This window comes from Anaerococcus jeddahensis, from assembly GCF_001182725.1.
Taxonomy (GTDB): domain Bacteria; phylum Bacillota; class Clostridia; order Tissierellales; family Peptoniphilaceae; genus Anaerococcus; species Anaerococcus jeddahensis.
Window position 1 is genome coordinate 382,759 of sequence record NZ_CWHU01000005.1, and the last position, 20,082, is coordinate 402,840.

The 20,082-nt window shown below is 31.5% G+C and carries 18 protein-coding genes; 16 read left to right on the forward strand and 2 right to left on the reverse strand.

The window, feature by feature from the left end; translation table 11 throughout:
- Positions 1-9: 9 nt before the first annotated feature.
- From BN2087_RS04895 to rlmD, 10 genes are all read left to right on the forward strand, one after another.
- Positions 10-528 carry an adenine phosphoribosyltransferase gene (locus BN2087_RS04895; RefSeq protein ID WP_049690740.1) on the forward strand — a complete coding sequence of 173 codons (519 nt, stop codon included), beginning with the start codon at positions 10-12 and terminating at the stop codon, positions 526-528.
- A gap of 157 nt (positions 529-685) precedes the next feature.
- Complete coding sequence (locus BN2087_RS04900; protein ID WP_049690741.1) at positions 686-1,639, forward strand: DnaJ C-terminal domain-containing protein; 954 nt, start codon at positions 686-688, stop codon at positions 1,637-1,639.
- A gap of 9 nt (positions 1,640-1,648) precedes the next feature.
- The gene (gene clpB / locus BN2087_RS04905; RefSeq protein ID WP_049690742.1) at positions 1,649-4,228 is read left to right on the forward strand and encodes an ATP-dependent chaperone ClpB; all 2,580 of its coding nucleotides are present in this window, start codon (positions 1,649-1,651) and stop codon (positions 4,226-4,228) included.
- 244 nt (positions 4,229-4,472) lie between these two features.
- Positions 4,473-6,593: an anaerobic ribonucleoside-triphosphate reductase gene (gene nrdD, locus BN2087_RS04910; RefSeq protein WP_049690743.1), complete on the forward strand. Its 2,121-nt coding sequence runs from the start codon at positions 4,473-4,475 to the stop codon at positions 6,591-6,593.
- 427 nt (positions 6,594-7,020) lie between these two features.
- Complete coding sequence (gene nrdG, locus BN2087_RS04915; protein WP_049690744.1) at positions 7,021-7,521, forward strand: anaerobic ribonucleoside-triphosphate reductase activating protein; 501 nt, start codon at positions 7,021-7,023, stop codon at positions 7,519-7,521.
- A 26-nt stretch (positions 7,522-7,547) separates the two neighbouring features.
- Positions 7,548-8,135 carry a LemA family protein gene (locus tag BN2087_RS04920; protein ID WP_049690745.1) on the forward strand — a complete coding sequence of 196 codons (588 nt, stop codon included), beginning with the start codon at positions 7,548-7,550 and terminating at the stop codon, positions 8,133-8,135.
- Positions 8,136-8,142: 7 nt separating this feature from the next.
- Complete coding sequence (locus tag BN2087_RS04925; RefSeq protein ID WP_049690746.1) at positions 8,143-8,949, forward strand: TPM domain-containing protein; 807 nt, start codon at positions 8,143-8,145, stop codon at positions 8,947-8,949.
- 179 nt (positions 8,950-9,128) lie between these two features.
- Positions 9,129-10,514 (forward strand): albumin-binding GA domain-containing protein, encoded by a 1,386-nt coding sequence (locus BN2087_RS09190; RefSeq protein ID WP_049690747.1) that lies wholly within the window; start codon positions 9,129-9,131, stop codon positions 10,512-10,514.
- A gap of 503 nt (positions 10,515-11,017) precedes the next feature.
- Complete coding sequence (locus BN2087_RS04935) at positions 11,018-13,348, forward strand: ATP-dependent DNA helicase (protein WP_049690748.1); 2,331 nt, start codon at positions 11,018-11,020, stop codon at positions 13,346-13,348.
- The gene (rlmD, locus tag BN2087_RS04940; RefSeq protein WP_049690749.1) at positions 13,349-14,716 is read left to right on the forward strand and encodes a 23S rRNA (uracil(1939)-C(5))-methyltransferase RlmD; all 1,368 of its coding nucleotides are present in this window, start codon (positions 13,349-13,351) and stop codon (positions 14,714-14,716) included.
- A gap of 224 nt (positions 14,717-14,940) precedes the next feature.
- Here the strand turns inward: rlmD and BN2087_RS04945 are convergent, their stop codons facing one another.
- Together BN2087_RS04945 and BN2087_RS04950 are read right to left on the reverse strand one after the other, a co-directional pair.
- Positions 14,941-16,236 (reverse strand): ImmA/IrrE family metallo-endopeptidase, encoded by a 1,296-nt coding sequence (locus BN2087_RS04945; protein ID WP_049690750.1) that lies wholly within the window; start codon positions 16,234-16,236, stop codon positions 14,941-14,943.
- Between the two features lie 2 nt (positions 16,237-16,238).
- Positions 16,239-16,583, reverse strand: coding sequence for a helix-turn-helix domain-containing protein (locus tag BN2087_RS04950; protein ID WP_049690751.1), 345 nt, complete (start codon positions 16,581-16,583; stop codon positions 16,239-16,241).
- Positions 16,584-16,765: 182 nt separating this feature from the next.
- Here BN2087_RS04950 and BN2087_RS04955 point away from each other — a divergent pair, with 182 nt between their 5' ends.
- The 6 genes from BN2087_RS04955 to BN2087_RS04980 all read left to right on the forward strand — a co-directional run bounded on the left by BN2087_RS04955 (position 16,766) and on the right by BN2087_RS04980 (position 20,082).
- A complete protein-coding gene (locus BN2087_RS04955; RefSeq protein WP_049690752.1) occupies positions 16,766-16,990 on the forward strand; it encodes a hypothetical protein in 225 nt (74 codons plus the stop codon).
- A 261-nt stretch (positions 16,991-17,251) separates the two neighbouring features.
- Positions 17,252-17,839, forward strand: a complete 588-nt coding sequence (locus BN2087_RS04960) for an RNA polymerase sigma factor (protein WP_049690753.1) — start codon at positions 17,252-17,254, stop codon at positions 17,837-17,839.
- A gap of 85 nt (positions 17,840-17,924) precedes the next feature.
- Positions 17,925-18,176 carry a hypothetical protein gene (locus BN2087_RS04965; RefSeq protein ID WP_049690754.1) on the forward strand — a complete coding sequence of 84 codons (252 nt, stop codon included), beginning with the start codon at positions 17,925-17,927 and terminating at the stop codon, positions 18,174-18,176.
- Positions 18,139-18,417 (forward strand): hypothetical protein, encoded by a 279-nt coding sequence (locus BN2087_RS04970; RefSeq protein WP_209320244.1) that lies wholly within the window; start codon positions 18,139-18,141, stop codon positions 18,415-18,417. The genes BN2087_RS04965 and BN2087_RS04970 overlap by 38 nt, the downstream gene beginning before the upstream one ends.
- Positions 18,417-19,529, forward strand: coding sequence for a DUF2800 domain-containing protein (locus BN2087_RS04975; RefSeq protein WP_049690756.1), 1,113 nt, complete (start codon positions 18,417-18,419; stop codon positions 19,527-19,529). Before BN2087_RS04970 ends, BN2087_RS04975 begins: the two co-directional genes overlap by 1 nt.
- 1 nt (position 19,530) lies before the next feature.
- Complete coding sequence (locus BN2087_RS04980) at positions 19,531-20,082, forward strand: DUF2815 family protein (RefSeq protein WP_019125147.1); 552 nt, start codon at positions 19,531-19,533, stop codon at positions 20,080-20,082.

Below are 20,082 nucleotides of genomic sequence, written 5' to 3' on the forward strand. Positions count from 1 at the left end.
GGAGAAAATATGGATATCAAATCAACTATTAGAGTAATTGAAGATTACCCACAAGAAGGAATTTCGTTTAAAGACATAACAACCCTTCTAAAAAACAAAGAGGCTTACCAAGAAACTTTAGACCTTATGGAAGAAAAATTAAGAGATTTTGAATTTGATTATATTATTGGAATCGAATCAAGAGGATTTATTTTCGGAGCAGCTCTTGCAGATAGGTTAAATGTAGGATTTATTCCAGTAAGAAAACCAGGAAAACTTCCAGGAGAGATCAAATCTTTATCATATGATTTAGAATACGGTCAAAGCACAATAGAAATTCATGAAGATTCTTTAGAAAAAGGAGACAAGGTTGTAATAGTAGATGACTTAATTGCAACAGGAGGATCAGCAAAAGCTTGTGCTAATCTTGTAGAATCTCTAGGTGGAGAAGTTGTTTGCTTAGAATTTTTAATAGAACTTACAAGCCTTAAAGCTCGTGAAGAATTAAAAGATTATAAGGTAATTTCTATAATAGAATATGATCATTAAAATAAACCTTCATTAATTTGAAGGTTTTTTATTTTGAAAATTTTTAAAAAATTTTATTAAAATATTTTTAAAAATTAGTATAATTTCCTTGCAAAGTTAATTGAACTTAGTATAGTAAGATTAAGGTCAAAGATGGTCAGAGAATGATGGAGGTTTTATGAAATATCAAGATTATTACGAAATATTAGGTGTAGATAAAAAGGCAAATGCCGATCAAATTAAAAAAGCTTATAGAAAGCTTGCGAAAAAATACCACCCTGACCTTCATCCTGATGATAAAGAAGCCAGCAAAAAATTTGCGAAAATAAATGAAGCTTATGAAGTTTTATCTGATGAAAATAAGAGAAAACAATACGATATGTTTGGTCAAAGTGGAAACTTTAGCCAAGGTCAAAATTTTGATCCATCTCAATATGGTTTTTCAGATATATTTTCAAATTTTGGAGTTGGAAACGGATCTTATACCTACACAAGTAGCACTGGAGGATCCTCTGGATTTTCAGATTTTTTTGAAACCTTGTTTGGAGGAGCAAGATCTTCTTCAAGGTCTTCTTCCACAAATTTTGGAGGATTCGGATCAAGTTTTAAAAATGGATTTACAAAAGCAAAAAAATCAAAAATTAAAGCTAAGGTTAACATATCACTAGATGAAGCAATGAGTGGTGCGTCTAGGACACTCAAATTAAAAGATAAAGAAACAAATTCTATAAAAGAAATTAATATCAATATACCAAGCGGAATGACAAGTGGAAAAAATTTAAAAATTGATGGTTCAAAATATAATTTGAATGCTGATATTTATGTTAAAGTAGAAATTGAGCCAGATTCAACTTACAGGCTAGAAGGACTAGATATTATAAAAAGAGAAAGAATTTCTCCTTGGGATGCCTACTTTGGCGAAAAAATTACTGTCGATAGTCCAAATGGAAAATTTAAAATAAATATTCCTGAAAAAATTGAAGCAGGAAACAAAATTAGGATTAAGGGTAAGGGATATAAGGATTTAAAAGGAAAAACTGGAGATCTTTATATAGAAATTCTTATCGATAATCCAAAAAATTTAAGCGAAGATCAAATTGACCTATACAAAAAATTAAAGGAATTAAATTAGGAGGACACTATGGATTTTAACAAATTTACTCAAAAATCAACAGAAGCTATTAATGAAGCAAGTCAACTTGCTATAAAAAATGCCAACCCAGAAGTTGGCATAATCCACCTAGCTTATGCCTTGGTTGAAGATTCAAATTCTTTCGTAAGCCAAGTTTTAGCTAATATGGGCTTGTACAAAAAAGTACTTAACAAAATGGAAGAAAAATTGGAAAATTTGCCAAGCCAATCTGGTTCAGCAAATATTTATCCAAACACAATTTTTCAAAGAATTTTACTAAAAAGTGAAGATTGCGCAAAGAAAATGGGAGATTCTTTCATCTCAACTGAACACATCTTCTTAACTATTTTAAATGAAAATACAGAACTAAGCGATTATTTTAAGGAAATTGGATTAAACGCCAAAAATTTCTCAAATGAACTTAAAAAGGTCAGAAATGGTCAAAAAGTTACCAATGATAATCCAGAAGAAACAAATAATCCTTTGGAAAAATATGGTAGAAATTTGACCAAAGAGGCAAGAGAAGGAAAAATAGATCCAGTTATTGGACGTGATACTGAAATTAGAAATTGCCAAAGAATTCTTTCAAGAAGAAAGAAAAACAATCCAGTTTTGATTGGTCAACCTGGAGTTGGTAAAACTGCAATTGTAGAAGGCCTTGCCCAAAGAATTGTAAATAAAGATGTACCAGAACCACTTCAAGGAAGAACAATTTTTGCCCTTGATATGGCAAGCTTAGTTGCAGGAGCAAAATACAGGGGACAATTTGAAGAAAGATTAAAGTCAGTTATAGATGAAGTAAAAAAATCTGAAGGACAAATAATAATGTTTATCGATGAGCTTCACACAATTGTTGGAGCTGGTAAAACTGAAGGTTCAATGGATGCTTCAAATATAATGAAACCAATGCTTGCTCGTGGAGAAATTAAAGTAATAGGAGCAACAACCTTAAATGAATACAGAGAATACATTGAAAAAGATGGAGCTCTTGAAAGAAGATTTCAAAAAGTTTTAGTTGCTGAACCAAGTGTTGAAGATACAATTTCAATTTTAAGGGGAATCAAGGATAAATATGAAATTTATCATGGAATAAGAATTCAAGACCAAGCAGTAATAGCTGCAGCTGAGCTTTCAAACCGCTATATAACTGACAGATTTTTACCAGATAAGGCCATAGATTTGATGGATGAAGCTTGCGCAACTGTAAGAACTGAAATTGATACAATGCCAGAATATTTGGATGAAGAAAAAAGAAGAATTTTACAAGTTCAAATTGAAATTGCAGCTCTTAAAAAAGAAGATGATGAAAAGAGCAAGAAAAGACTCGAATCATTGGAAAAAGAATTGGCAGATGCCAATGAAAGATATAAGGCTGATTTTAATAAATGGAAAAGTCAAAAAGATTCTATAAATTCTGTAAAAGATATTAAAGAAGAGATTGACAAGGTAAAAGTAGAAATTGAAAAAGCTGAAAGAAATTACGATTTTGAAAAATTATCTGAGCTTAAATATGGAAAACTTACAGAACTTGAAAAAAAATTAAAGGAAAAAGAAAAAGACCAAGAAAATAATTCTTCTATAAAAGAAGAAGTTACTGATGAAGACATTGCTGATGTTGTTTCAAATTGGACAAATATTCCAGTAAATAAACTTGTAGAAAGTGAAAGAAGTAAGATTTTGGGACTTTCTGAAAAGTTACACGAGAGAGTTATTGGACAAGATGAAGCAGTAGATAGCGTATCAGATGCAATAATAAGGGCAAGATCTGGACTTAAAGATATAAATAAACCAATCGGTTCATTCATCTTCCTTGGACCTACTGGAGTTGGTAAAACTGAGCTTGCAAAATCACTTGCTGAAGCTATGTTTGATAGCGAAAAAAATATGATTAGGATTGATATGTCAGAATATATGGAAAAATATTCTGTATCAAGATTAATCGGTGCAGCACCAGGTTATGTTGGTTACGAAGAAGGTGGACAATTGACTGAGGCTGTAAGACGCAATCCTTATTCAGTAATTTTATTTGACGAAATTGAAAAAGCTCACCCAGATGTTTTCAATATTTTATTACAAGTTTTGGATGATGGAAGACTTACAGATAGTCAAGGAAGAACAGTTAATTTCAAAAATACAATTATAATTATGACTTCAAATATTGGTTCAACTTATTTGATAGATGGACTAAAAGAAGATGGAACAATTGATGAAGAAAACAAAAAGCTTGTTGATTCTGCACTAAGAAGTTCTTTCAAACCAGAATTTTTAAATAGAATTGATGACATAGTTATGTTTAAGCCACTAACAAGTGATCAAATATTTAAAATTATTGACCTATTAATTGCAGATATTTCAAAAAGACTTGAAGACCGTGATATTACAATTGAGCTTACTAAAAAGGCCCATGAATATATTCTTGATAAATCCTATGATGTAGAATATGGTGCAAGACCAATAAAAAGATTCTTGCAAGCAAATATTGAAACAAATCTAGGAAGAAAAATTATCGAAGGAAATATCATGGAAGGAGATCATGTCATTATAGATTTAGATAAAAATAATGATTTGGTATATGAAGTTAAAAATTAAAGAATAAATATAAAAAGAGAAAATTTCTTTTTGAGATTTTCTCTTTTTCTTTGTCTTTAAATCGGGAAAATTTATTTTTAAAAATTATTTTTCAAATTATATTTATACAAAGACCTAGGAAAAATCCCAAAGATTGGAAAGAAATATACAGACAAAAAAACTAAAAAACACAATATATAGTACTATCTTGTTTTAATATATCTATATATGGTATACTAGAAGAGTATTAAAAAAGGAGTGCTATATGGTTAAAGTTGTTAAAAGAAATGGTCAAAAAGCAGATTTTGATAAAGATAAAATAAAAATAGCTATAGAAAAAGCTATGAACTCACCAAATGGTGTTTATATTGAAAATCAGGCAGAAGAAATTGCAAATGAAATAGAAGACAGAGCCAAAGATAAAAGAGAAATTTCAATTTATCAAATTGAAGATCAAGTTTATTACAAACTAATTGATAAGAAAAATCCTGCAACAGCAAAATCATACGAGGCTTATAGGTCAGTTCAAGCCTACAAAAGAGCAGCAAATACAACAGACGATGACATAATAGGTTTACTTGAAAGAACAAACATTGATGTAATGGATGAAAATTCCAATAAAAATCCATTGATTGCTTCAACCCAAAGAGATTTGATAGCAGGAGAAGTGTCAAAAGATTTGGCAAAAAGAAAATTAATTGATGCAGACCTTGTAGAAGCTCACGAAAATGGAGCAATCCATATCCACGATCTTGATTATTTAATCCAACCAATTTTTAATTGTTGCTTGGTAAATATGAAAGATATGCTCGATAAGGGAACAGTTATAAACGGAAAGACAATTGAAACGCCTAAATCTTTCCAAGTAGCTTGTAATGTTATGACCCAAATTATTGCCCAAATTGCCTCAAACCAATACGGAGGTCAATCTATAAATATTTCATGTCTTTCAAAATATTTGGAAGTTTCTTACAAGAAAAATTACAAATTGGCAAAAGAAATTTTATCAAGTGAAGAAGAAATAAAGGCTATGGCTGAAAAACTTACCCAAAGAGATTTGGAATCTGGAATTCAAACTATCCAATACCAAATAAATACTCTTATGACCTCAAACGGTCAAGCGCCTTTTGTTACCTTGTTTATGCACACAGATGAAAACGACCCATACTTGGACCAAACCGTAAGAATAATTGAAGAAATTTTAAAACAAAGACTTGAAGGAATAAAAAACGAAGCAGGGGTTTATGTTACACCAGCTTTCCCAAAATTAATTTATGTTTTGGATGAAAATAATGTAAAAAAGGGTAGCAAATATCACTATCTTACAGAATTATCTATAAAATGTACAGCTAAAAGAATGTATCCAGATTATATCTCAGCCAAAAAAATGAGAGAAAATTACGAGGGAAATGTTTTTTCTCCAATGGGATGCAGGGCATTTTTGCCACCATATAAGGATGAAAATGGGAATTATAAATTTGATGGCAGATTTAATATAGGAGTTTGTACAATAAATCTTCCACAAATTGGAATTCTTGCAAAAAATGATGAGGAAAAATTCTTTGAAATTTTAAATAAAAGAATGGATCTTGTAAAAAGAGTTGGGATTTTGAGATATGAGCACCTAAAAGATGTAACAAGCGACTCATCACCAATCCATTTTCAACACGGAGCAATAGCAAGACTTAAACCTCACCAAAGAATAGAACCACTTTTAAAAAATGCCTACGCAACAGTTACAATTGGATATATTGGAATTTATGAAGCATGTAAACTTGTAAAAGGAGTAAGTCATACAAGTAAAGAAGGAAAAGAATTTGCCTTTAAAATAATGGACTTATTAAATAAGAAAAAAGAAGAATGGATAAAAGAAACCGGACTTCAATTTGCAGTTTACGGAACTCCAGCAGAAAATCTTACAAATAGGTTTGCTTCAATCGATAGAAAAAGATTTGGAGAGATTGAAGATGTAACTGACAAGGGATATTACACAAATTCTTTCCACGTTGATGTAAGAGAAAATATTTCTGCTTTTGAAAAATTTGATTTTGAATCAAAATTTCAAGATATGTCATCAGGTGGTTGTATTTCCTATGTAGAAATTCCAAATATGGCAAATAACTTAAAAGCTCTTGGAACAATTGTTGAATATATTTATGACCATATCCAATATGCAGAATTTAATACAAAATCTGACTATTGCTCAGAATGTGGTTATGATGGAGAAATGCTTTTAAATGACAACAATCAATGGTATTGTCCACAATGTGGAAATAAAGAAAGATCAAAACTTACAGTAGTAAGAAGAACTTGCGGATATTTGGGAGAAAATTTCTGGAACGAAGGAAGAACCAAAGAAATAAAAGCAAGAGTTTTGCATATATAATAAAAGTCTACGGTAGTTTACTTAGATTGTAGATAAAGTTTAAATTCAAATGGATTTTATTTTGAAATAAACCTAAACCCATCTCGACCGACTGAAAGGAGTGGAGAGATCTCATGAGATCTCTCGACTACGCTCGAGATGTGGCATATCGTAATCTTATTTATAATAATTAATAAATTACAGAATCTATTTTGATAACAGCTAAGTCTACATTAATAGACTCAGAGCGTAGACAAAGTCAGTTTAATAATTCATTAATAATTCAAAAACAAATTACGCTAAAACCCATCTCGACTAAGTGAGTGAAACGAACGCATGGAGAGATCTCATGAGATTTCTCGACTCACTACGTTCGCTCGAAATGGGTGAAAATTGAGTTTGTCAACAGTCTGAGCCTACATTAGTAGACTTTTTTTATGGAGGATTTATGAGATACGGGCAAATTAGAAAATATGATGTGGCAAATGGTCCGGGGATTAGGACTTCATTTTTTGTCACAGGCTGTCATGCAAATTGCAAAAATTGTTTTAATGAAGAATATATGAATCCAAATTTTGGAAATTTGTGGACAGATAAACAAACTCAAGAAATTATTTCATATTTAAAAAAAGATGAGATAGAGGGACTCACCATTTTGGGAGGAGAGCCTTTTGAATCTACAGAAGATTTAATACAAATCGTAAAAAAAATCAAAAAAGAATCGGACAAGTCAATTTGGATTTTTTCTGGATTTTTATATGAAATTTTGGTAAATATTGAAAATGCAAAAGATCTTTTGTCAATGTGTGATGTTTTGGTTGATGGACTTTTTGTAGAAGAATTAAAGGATTTAAGATTAAAATTCAAGGGCTCGTCAAACCAAAGGACCATAGATATTAAAAAATCTTTAGAAAGTGGAAAAGTAATCCTTTTAGATGGGTATAATTAGAATAGAAAAAAAATTAGGAGGATTAAATGGAAATAAATAAAAAAAGAAAAGGTCTAAGTGGAACTGTTATTGCAATAGTTGCAATAATTGCTCTAGCAATAATAATTTTGGTTCCATCATACAATGGACTTGTAAAACAAAAAGAGCAACTTGATGAATCATACGCACAAGTGCAAAATGTTGTTCAAAGAAGAGCAGACTTAATTCCAAATCTTGTAAATACTGTAAAAGGATATTCAAAACATGAAAAAGATACTTTAACAGAAGTAACAAATGCAAGAGCAGGAATAAAAAATGCAAAAGGCCCAAAAGAATTGGCTGAAGCAAATGAGCAAATGTCTCAAGCTATAAGAAATATTAATGTAGTTGCTGAAGCCTATCCAGATTTAAAGGCAGATACGCAATTTACTCGACTAATGGATGAGCTTGCTGGAACTGAAAATAGAATTTCTGTAGAAAGAAAAAATTATAACTCAGAAGTTAAGGCTTACAATACAAAAGTTAAATCATTTCCTACAAGTATTTTTGCATCAATGATGGGATTTGATAAGGCAGAATATTTTGAAGCTGATCAGTCAGCTCAAGATGCCCCACAAGTAAATTTTGGTAGCTAGGTAGACTATGAGAAAAAGAAAGAATATAATAGTAACTATTTTATTTGCCTTTATTCTTCTTTTTCTACCTCAAAGATCTTTCGCAGATGATTTGCCAGAATCACCAAAGACTTACTACTACGACGAACTCAATTTAATAAACCAAGAAACCAAGGACCATCTTACAAAAGTAAACAAAGAACTTGAGCAAAAAACAGGAGCTCAAGTAATCTATGTTTCACTAAAAGATGTAGAAGACCAACCCATGCAAGTTGGAACCGATCTTTTAAATAAATGGAAAATTGGAGATAAGGAAAAAGAAAATGGAGTTTTGATTTTAATCTCCCAAAGAAAAGGCCAAGATAAAAAAGATATTTCAATTATCACAGGCTATGGAATAGAGGGAAGATTAAATGATGGTAAGGTTGGAAGAATTATCGACGAATATATGCTAGATTATATGAGAGCGGGTGATTTTTCCAAAGGAATTACAGAAGGCTTCAATGCCATTGTTTCTCAAATTCTTGAAGAATACCAAGTAGAATTGACAGGTGATTATGACGAATATGCTAAAAGGCTAAGAGAAGATGAAGACGATGAAATAGATTTAAGAACTTTAATAATAATATTTATAATTTTTATCATATTCTCAAGACTTTTCTCAGGAAAAGGAGGCTTTAGAAGCGGAGGATATGGAGGCTTCGGCGGTGGATTCGGGGGCTTTGGAGGAGGATCTTTTGGAGGATTTTCCGGAGGCTTTGGCGGATTTTCTGGAGGAGGTTTCTCCGGTGGAGGAGGATCATCCGGAGGCGGCGGAGCTAGCAGAGGAATATAGATATTTATATTAATTGGTAAATTTGCAAAATAAGCAAAATAATATAAAAATCTATTGGAAATTATATTAAAATTCTAATAAATATATTCCAAAAAAAGTATATTTTAGACATAATTACTTGACTTTAACACAACAACAATATACAATGTAAATATAAAAATAATATTAAGGAGTAAAATATGAAAAATAATAAGAAACTTGTATTGGGTTCAGTTGTAGCCCTAGCATTATCAGTTGGTGTTCTTGCACCTAACTTTACAAAAGCTGAAGAAGCAGCACCAGCAAAACAAGCTACTCAATCAGTTGGAACAAATGATGCACCTGGAAAAACAGATGCACAAAAAATTAGTGAAGCACAAGCAATAGCTAAAAAGAAATTAACTGATGCTGGCGTACCATTTGATAAACAAAAAGATGTACTAGCATCTTCTAACAATGTATATAACATTGAGCAAAAAACAAATGAAATTTTAGCTGCAAAAGCAAAAGAAGATAAAGAATTAGCTAAAACACCTTTAGGAAAAGCAAAATTAGCTGCTAAGGCTGAGCTTAAGGCAAAAGGATTTCAATTAGCTTATTATAATGATAAAATAGATGCTGCTCAAGATTTATATTCATTAGAACAAGCTAAAGGAGAAGTACTTAAACAAGCAGAAAAAGACGGTTTATTAAATTTAGATGCTTATAATAAAAAAGAAGCAGATGCAAAAGCAAAAGAAGAAGCTGCAAAAAAACCTTTGGCAGATGCAAAAGCTTCAGCATTAGCTGAACTTAAAAAAGCTGGACTTGGTAACAATAAAAATGAATTCGTAAAAAGAGTTAATGAAGCTACAACTCCTTACGATGTAGAACAAGCTAAAGAAGCTGGTCTTGAATGGGCAAAAGAAAATCTAACAACAATAGATGATTGGAATGAAAAAGAAGCTTCAAAAACAAGAAAATTAACAATTGATGAGTGGTTAGCTTTACAAGCTAAAAAAGAAGGCAAAAAACCTGAAGAAGGCAAAAAACCTGAAGAAGGTAAAAAACCTGAAGAAGGCAAAAAACCTGAAGAAGGTAAAAAACCTGAAGAAGGCAAAAAACCTGAAGAAGGTAAAAAACCTGAAGAAGGCAAAAAACCTGAAGAAGGCAAAAAACCTGAAAAACCTGAAGAAGGTAAAAAACCTGAAGAAGGCAAAAAACCTGAAGAAGGTAAAAAACCTGAAGAAGGCAAAAAACCTGAAGAAGGCAAAAAACCTGAAGAAGGTAAAAAACCTGAAGAAGGTAAAAAACCTGAAGAAGGTAAAAAACCTGAAGAAGGTAAAAAACCTGAAGAAGGCAAAAAACCTGAAAAAGACAAAAAAGGCGCAGGAGCTGGTGAAGGTCAAGGCGAAAAAGACAAAAAAGGTGCAGGAGCTGGACAAGGTGAAGGAAAAGAAGACACCAAAAAGACAAAAGTTGCAAGCACAGTTAAAACTGTAGTTAAAAAAGCTAACAACGTTCAAACAGGTGTAGCAGGACTTACAGGCGTTGTAGCAACACTTGCAGCAGCATCAGCAGCACTTTTCAAATCAAAAAGAAAATAATTTATTTTAAATAAAAATTATATCTCTCTCAAGAAAATATCCTGAGAGGGATATTTTTTTGTGCTTTTTTATTTCTTATCAAAAAAAATTATGAAAAATCAAATAATACTATATAAAAATAAAACTATGCTACGTATCATCTTGACTAGATGATTGTGCCTTGATTTGGCACAATCATCCCTAATACTAGTGCAGATTTATAACCGTTGATTTCGGTTATAAATCCTGAAAACTAGTGCGAGAGCACGGAAGAATTTACGCAGTAAATGAGTTTTCATAAGCACGGAGAAGTTTGCGAAGCAAAAGTGTTTTAGTAGGAGCGAAGCGACTGCACGGAGAGATCTCAAGATATCTCTCGACTACGTCCGAGATGGGGGCGAAGATTTTTTATGTCAATATAATAAAATCTTCTAATATTAATAATTTTCATAATTTTATTTTTAAATTTTCCTTTGATTTCAAATTATTATATTAAAAATGTTATAATAAATTAAGGTGATTAAATGCATATAAAAACTTCTGTTAGAAAACTTATAGAATTTGTTATGAGAAGTGGGGATATTGATAATTCTTTTAGGGACAATAATAGGATGGTCGAAGGAATCAAAGCTCATCAAAAAATTCAAAAATCTTATGATAAAAACTACCAAGCTGAATTTTATTTAAAAAATATTACTAAAATTGATGATATGGAATTTCACGTTGAGGGTAGGGCTGATGGTCTTTTAAAAAAGAAAGGCAAAATAATTATTGATGAAATAAAATCTACCACAAGAGATCTCGACAAATTGGATGATTCAAATAAACTACACTGGGCTCAGGCTTTTTGCTATGGGTATTTTTATGGTGTAAAAAATGATTTGAAAAATATTACTATAAGACTTACTTATGTTTCATTAGATGATTACAAGACAAAAACTTTTGAAAAGGAAAAAAGTCTTGACGAGCTTTACGAATTTTACATAAATTTATTAAAAGAATATATTAATTTCTCAAAAATTTTATCCCAAAATCTTGAAAAAAGAAATATCAGTGCAAATAATTTGACTTTTCCCTACGATGGCTACAGAAAAGGACAAAGAAAAATGGCGGTTGCTGTTTATAGGGCAATTCTTGATAAGAAAAAACTTTTTGTTGATGCTCCGACTGGAACTGGAAAGACAATTTCTACGATTTTTCCTGGAGTAAAATCTTTGGGAGAAGGCTTGACTGATAAAATTTTCTACCTTACTTCAAAAAATACAACTGCAAAAGAAGCCTTAAAATCCTTGTATTTGTTGAAAGAAAAAAATCTATCGATTAAGGCTGTTTCAATTACAAGCAAGGAGAAAATTTGCTTAAATGATGAAATTTCCTGCAATCCCGAGGATTGTCCTTTTGCAAGGGGGCATTTTGATAGGGTTAATGATGGTTTAAAAGATATTTTGGAAAATGAAGACATAATGGACTATGATATCATCACTTCCTATTCAGAAAAACACAGGCTTTGTCCCCTTGAATTTGAGCTTGACATAGCCCTTTATTCTGACCTTATAATTTGCGATTATAATTATGTTTTCGATCCAAATGTTTATTTGAGAAGATTTTTTGATGAAAATGTTGATGAGTATTTGTTTTTAATTGATGAGGCTCATAATCTTTTGGAAAGGTCAAGAAGTATGTTTTCTCACACTTTTGTTGATTCTAATTTTAAAGAATTAAGAAGTTCCATGGATTTAAAAAAGGACTTAAAAATCATTAAATCAATTGACTCAATTTTGGATGAATTTGAAAAGATGTATAAAAATTATGGGAAAAAATTATTTTATTATTCGACTGATAATAATGATGATTTTGACAAAAAACTTATGACTTTATCAAAAAAATTGGAAAAAGTTTTGATCAAGGATAAAAAAAGAGCAGATTATGATAAAATAGAAGATATGTTTTTTGAAATAAACCATCATTTAAAAATTTCTGATAATTTTATGGAGGGATTTTATCAAACCTTGACCTATGATGAAAATTCTATGGAAAAAATTTATGAAATTAAGTGTATTGATCCTTCGAAAGTTTTAAAAGAAAAGTATAAACTTGCAAGGTCAAGTATATTTTTTTCAGCAACCCTATCTCCAATGAATTTTTACAGAAAAATGCTTGGAGCTTGTGATAGTTTGAAAGTTCATTTAGATTTGCCCTTTGATAAGAAAAATTTTGCTCTTTTGGCAAGCCCAATTTCTACAAGATATAAGGACAGGAATAATAATTTGATGGATATAGCAGATTTAATTCACGAATTTATCAGTGCAAAAAAGGGAAATTATTTTATATTTTTCCCTTCATTTTCCTATCTAACGGATGTTTATGAATATTACAAGGAAAATTATAATGATGATATTTTAGTTCAAGAAAGATCTATGACCCCAATAGAAAGGCACAAATTTTTGCAAAATTTTACCTATGAAAGTCAAAAGACTGCATTTTTGGTTTTGGGTGGAATATTTTCTGAAGGAGTCGACCTAAAAGGAGATAGGCTAATTGGCTCAATGGTGATTTCGGTTGGAATGCCAGGAGTAAGTGATGAGAGAAACCTTATAAAAAATCATTTTGATCAAATATCCCACAACGGTTTTGATTATTCCTACACCTATCCGGGCCTTAATAAAATTTTCCAAGCAGCTGGAAGGTTAATAAGAGGTGAAAAGGACAGGGGAATAATTTATTTGGTTGATGATAGGTTTTTGTGGGATAAGTACAGAAGACTATATCCAAGACATTGGTCAAATATAAGAGAAGTAAAAGATAAGAAAGAATTAAAAATCTTGGTTGAAAGATTTTGGAATAGAGGAGAATAGATGAGAGAAAAAGCGATAAAAGATGTAGAAATAATTGATATGTCTTACCCAAATATTTCTATAGGAAAAATTGATGAAGAAAAAACAGTCCAATTTAAGGGCGGAGTTTTGGGACAAAAAGTAAGGGTAAAAATCACTAAAAACAGGGGAAAAAATAAAAAAGGAAAATTTATGGAAGTTTTGGAAGAATCAAAAATAGAAAATTCCAAAGAATTTTGCTCTCATGCAGGAATTTGTGGTGGATGCTCTTACCAAAAAATGGGATATGAAACAGAACTTTTATTAAAGCATAACATGATAAAAAAACTTTTGAAAAATTCTCACATAGATATTTCAGATTTATCCATTGTTAGAAGCCCCAAAATCAAAGAATACAGAAATAAAATGGAATATACCTTTGGGGACTCCTATAAGGACGGACCACTTGTTTTGGGACTTCATAGGCAAAATAGATTTTATGAAATTGTCGATACAGATGGGTGTAATATTGTAGATAGTGATTTTGAATCAATTAGAAAATTTGTACAAGAATATTTTCGAAAAAGAAATGCAAGTTTTTACCATAAAAAATCTCACACAGGCCTTCTAAGAAATTTAATAATAAGAAAAGCTATGCATACTGGAGAAATAATGGTAATACTTGTGACAAGTTCAGATAAGTCCTTTGATCCAATGAGAAGAGATTTATTTGCCAATGGTCTTTTAAATGCAAAAACCAAGGGAAGAATTGTTTCAATTTATCATGTAATAAACGACAGTTTATCAGATGCAGTAAAAGTAGATTCAATGGAGCTTTTATTTGGAAAAAAATACATAGAAGAAAAAATGAACGATTTGAAATTTCAAATTTCCCCATTTTCATTTTTCCAACCAAATGTTTATACAGCAGAAAAAATTTACCAAAAAGCCATAGAATTATCGAGCCTAGATAAAAATAAAAACGTCTTAGATCTATATTCAGGAACAGGAACCATAACCCAACTATTTGCAAAAGCCGCAAACAAAGCAATGGGAATTGAAATTGTAGAAGAAGCAGTAGAAAAAGCCTTCGACAATGCAAAAGAAAACCAAATCGAAAATATAGACTTCATTGCAGGAGATGTTTTAGAAAAAATCGATCAAGTAAAAGGAAAATACGAAATAGTAGTTCTAGACCCACCAAGAGAAGGCATAAATCCAAAAGCAATCAAAAAAATAATGGACTTAGAACCAGAAGAATTTATCTACATCTCATGTAATCCCAAAACCCAAGTAAGAGATTTAGAAATTTTCATAGAAAACGGCTACAAAATAAAAAACTACCAAGCCTTCGATCAATTTCCTAGGTCAAGGCATGTGGAGACTATAGCGTTGATGTCAAGGAAATAGAATAACAAGCTATAAAAGTGCTGAAATCAATGGCTTTTAGGATTTTAGAAGAAATCTTAAAAGCCATTTTTCAATTAGAAAAACACCTTGTGGGAACATATCAATAGTAAAAATCGTAGGGGTGTGTAGACAGAATAGATATTTATAGGGAGAGTGAACAGAATAGATATATAAAATATATTAAAAAAAGAGCTAGCCAAAAATAAATAGGCTAGTTCTTTTAGTTAGAAAGGAATCTGATCATCACTTGGAAAATCAAATCCTGAATTAGAATCATCAGTAAAATCTTTATTGTATTCACTGTGGTCGCATAAGATTCCATCTATAAAAAATCTTGTTTTAGCCCCACATGTTTCGCAGTATCTGGCATTACTTGGGTTATGATGTATTTCACCAATATCATCAAAGCCATTAAAATTCTGAGTATGAATTCCTTCGCAATCATTATATAAGTTCGTCCCACATATTTTGCAAAATAATGCATCATCACTAAATTCTTCGTTTCTACATTTAGGACAAATTTTTACTTTCATTGTTGATTCATCAAATTCTACACCATCTTCATAAAGCATATCTCTTTCACCTCTTTTTTCTGTAATCTCTTTAATATAATCTTTCATTGTAGTGGGACTTCCACATGTTGAGCAGTAATAATCAGTTAATTTAACATCATGATCCTTGTTATCAGAACAAGAGTTATATATAGGAACCCCGCATATAGGACAAAATTTTGCATGACGGTTAAAGTTATTATGGCCACATATAATACAAGTACTATACTTAATAGAATTGTTACTATCAGATAAACGCTTATATTTAAATCCAAAAGCTAAAGATTTAGAACCACAATTAGCACAATAGTCTGTTCCTTTTTCGTGTTCAACACCACATTCAGGACAATATATACTGAGAGGATTAAATGTGTTTTTAAAGAAAGAAAGCATAGAATTAGAAAAATCTCTTAAGTCTCTTGAAATATATTGTAATCTAACCTCAGCGGCTGGGACAGTTATGCTAAATAAATCAGATAGTGTGCTAGGATTTTTCTTTTTTTCAAACACAACAACTTGTTCAGCAAGAGGGGCAGGTGATAATAGATTCCTAGCAAAATTATTTGCTTCTTTTTCAAGTTCTTCATATTTATGTTTATCAACACCTTTTCTGGATAGAACATCAACACCATACATTTGGTGATGACCAATAAAAATATGCCCTAGTTCATGAGCGATAGTAAATCTAATCCAGTTATCAGTTTTATCTATGTCATTATAATAAATAATATACTTATTTGTATCGGGTCTATAACTACAAGCGCCTAAATCACTATCGAAAAAATCAATCACATCTTGTAAAGAACAGTTAGCATAATTCATATATTCAGAGTAAGTTTTTACACTGATTTCATTGCTAAAGCAATCAATAATTTTATTTAAATCAATAGGAATTTCAGAGATTTCGGCATCTTCCAATAATTCATATGATTTCTCTAGGGAAATCTTATAATCTGGAGCATACCTCACTATTATATATCTCCATTTGCATCGCCGAATTCTTCTTCAAAATGCTTCTTTAATACCTTTAACATCTCTTCTTTTTTTCCTTGATCCATGTTTCTTGCTGCTCTTTGAATAATACGAATTTCTGGTTCATCATCTATTTGCTTATTTAAGGCAAGCAGATAGTTATAGTCGACTTGTAGAACTTCAGATATAGCCTTAAGAGTGTTATTATCTGGAGTTATCTTATCGTCGTTTTCAATTCTTGAAACTGTAGAATTACTAATTTTTACTTTTTTTGCCAATTCACGCTGAGAGATTCCTAGTTCTTCACGTCTATTGGATATAACCTTTCCCAAAGTATCTTTCATAAAACTTCCTCCTTGTAATAAAATTATACCACAAGTGTTGCACGCAATCAACACTTGTGGTATAATTTATGTTGAATAGATGGAACGAGATAACTTCTATATTTTTTTAAGTTGAGCGTTCCATTAAATCAACAATAAGGAAGAAGTTATTCTATCACAAGCTAAAATATAAAGAAAGGAAGATGCCTATTAAAGAAATTCAAGAAGTAAAAGATGCAAATAATAAACTTATTTGTAAAATTGAAGCAGAAACTGGGATATTACAAAATATCTATAAAAAACAAGAAATTAAAGTTAGACTTGAAGTCGGACAAAGTATTCAACTAGCTAGAGGTGGATGTATCACCTTAGTTAAAAGAATAGATAAAACAGAGTACGACATAAAGAGTTACAAAAAATCAGCATAAATTTTTAAGAGCTGCAAGACGGCCTAATTTATCTTAACGGATGAATTAGGCTTTTTTTATTACAAATTATATCAACCCTGATTAGCTATAAGGGCGTGAGATACACATATAAACTAATTTCAATCAATATTGAAAGAAGTATATGGAGTACCTCTAGTTTCTTATAGCCTTTTTTAGGTGAAAGACAACTATGCTCCATAAACTGTAGGTAAAATTTGTATTTCTCGCTCCTTGCTATCAGGCAAGAAAGCGAGGAGTATTTTGAAAATTAGAAAGACTAGAGCGTACGAAAGAACCACGTATGTTTATAGGTTTGCAGATGAAACAAAAGTGGAATTAAAGCCAGGAAAAGATGGGATAACAGAAGTAGACATTAAAAAACTACATGCTTTAGACGACAGTGAAGTTTACTATAACAACAAGAATCTAAGACCTGAACGAACTAAAGAAGAGAAAGCTGAAATAGATGCGTGGAAACAAGAATTTATAAGCGACTTTAAAAAGAGTCATGGATATGAACCTAATGAGGATTTGTTAAAAGGAGAAGTAGAGGAAAGATTCCCAAGAAACTATAATTTATCTCTTGATTTCGATAACGATGGGGATATTGATCCAGATAAAAGATTAATAGCAACTATTAAATCTAAATACTTGAATGAAAAATTTGAATGGTCGGAGCATATGGAAGATATACTTTCTTTATTAACGGATAAACAGCGATTAGTAATCAAGTTGATGTATGTAGACGGATACAAGCAGTCAGAAATTGCAGATTTAATGAACATATCTTCAGCTGCGGTTAAGAAACATTTGGATAAGGCAAAAGAAACAATCAAAAATAATTTTTAAATATTTTAGGACGAGGTTAAAAACTCGTCCTTTTTCTTTGCCTGTGATTTGTAAGGGAGATGACCCTTTCAGAAAGGAGGCAAACATGAGGCACAAAATAATCATCAATGTAACAAATGAGAAAGGACAAAAAACAAATGTCCTTAAAGGTGCAGTCGGGAAAATTCCAAACAGATTAATAAAATTTTTGTTTGGAGATTACAGACAAATTTATCTATTAGACCCTGGTATGACAGTTGATTCAGTGGATGTTAGAGAAATCGAGAAAGGAGAAAAAAGTGTCAAGAATAAAGCTACTAATGGAAATCAAAGAAGATGCAGAGAATCTTGCATCTAGTATAGGTGTCCTTCTCACAGCTTTAGAAAGTGATGAGGAAGTTCCTAAAAAGGAAGAAAAAGTAAATCAGAACGAAAAGATTTATGAGATTGAAGATGTTAGAAAGATACTAGCCGACAAATCAAGATTAGGTCATACAGCAAAGATAAGAGAACTCTTAGAAAAGTATGGGGCTAAAAAATTATCTGAGATTGATCCAAGTAACTATAAAGACTTGGTAGCAGATGTGGAGAAGTTGTAATGGGCGCTCACGCTATTTTATCAGCATCATCTTCTAATAGATGGATTCACTGTCCGCCAAGCGTTAGGCTCTCTCAAAAATATGAAGATGAGGTTAGTCCTTATGCACTTGAAGGTACCTCAGCTCATGCCTTAGCAGAATATAAACTAAAGAAGTTATTAGGTTTAGATACTAAAGACCCGACAGAGGATTTAGATTTTTATGATGAAGAAATGGATGAGCTAACTGAGGGATATGCTTCATATGTAACTGAAGTAATAAGTAGGTACGAAAGCCCAGCCGTCTTTGTGGAAGAAAGACTTGACCTATCAGAATATGTTAAGGAGTCTTTTGGTACAGCTGACTGTGTAGTTGTTGGAGGAAAAGAACTTCATGTAATAGATCTAAAGTATGGTCAGGGAGTTTTAGTAGATGCTAAAGAAAACACACAACTCATGTTATATGGTCTTGGTGCTCTAATTCTCTTTGATGGAATTTATGATATTGAGAAAGTAATTCTTCATATCTATCAACCAAGAAGGTGTAATATATCAACTTATGAAATCAATAAGATAGAACTTTATGAGTGGGGAGAATCCGTACGAGAGATTGCTGAGAAAGCATATAAAGGAGAAGGGGAATTCTATTGTGGAGAATGGTGCATATTCTGTAAAGCGAAGAATAAATGCAGGAAAAGAGCAGAAGAAAATCTAAAACTAGCACAAGAAGAATTTACCCTACCACCAGAACTATCGGATGATGAAATTGAAGAGATTCTACCAAAACTAGACGAACTGGAACAATGGGTCAAAGATATCAAAACCTATGCTTTAGAAAGAGCAATGAAGGGCCATAGGTGGAAGGGCCTAAAACTTGTCGAAGGTAGGTCAAATAGAAAATACGTAGATGAAGATGAAGTCGTAAAAAAAGTAAAAGAACTGGGATTCAATCCCTTTGAAGAAAAGTTACTTGGCATCACAGCTATGACTAAGTTACTAGGTAAGAAAGTCTTTGATGAAAATATCAGCGACTTATTAGAAAAACCAAAAGGAAAGTTAACCCTAGTTAGCATTAGAGACACACGAGAAGAAGTAAAATTTGACAATGTTAAAGAAGAATTCGGAGGTAAATAATATGTCAAATATGAATAAAACAAAAGTAATTACAGGTGAAGTTAGATTAAGCTATGCAAATGTATGGGAACCAAAGTCAATCAATGGTGGTAAAGAAAGGTACTCAGTATCTGTCATTATCCCAAAGAGCGACCAAAAGACAATTGAGAAGATTGAAAAGGCAGTAGATGCTGCCATTGATGAAGGACTTTCTAAATTCAATGGAAAAAAACCTAATAAGAAAGCTATCAAACTTCCATTAAGAGATGGTGACACAGAAAAAGATGATGAGGCATATGCTGATGCATACTTCTTAAATGCTAACTCTATGACAGCACCTCAAATTGTAGATAGAAACGTAGAACCTATTCTTGATAGAAGTGAAGTTTACTCAGGAGTTTATGCAAGAGTATCTCTTAATTTCTATGCTTACAATGTAAATGGCAATAAAGGCGTAGCGGTTGGGCTAGGGAATATTCAAAAACTAAGAGATGGTCAACCTCTAGGAAATAGGTCTAACGCAGCAGATGACTTCGATGCTATGGACGATGATGACGAAGATTTCTTAGCATAG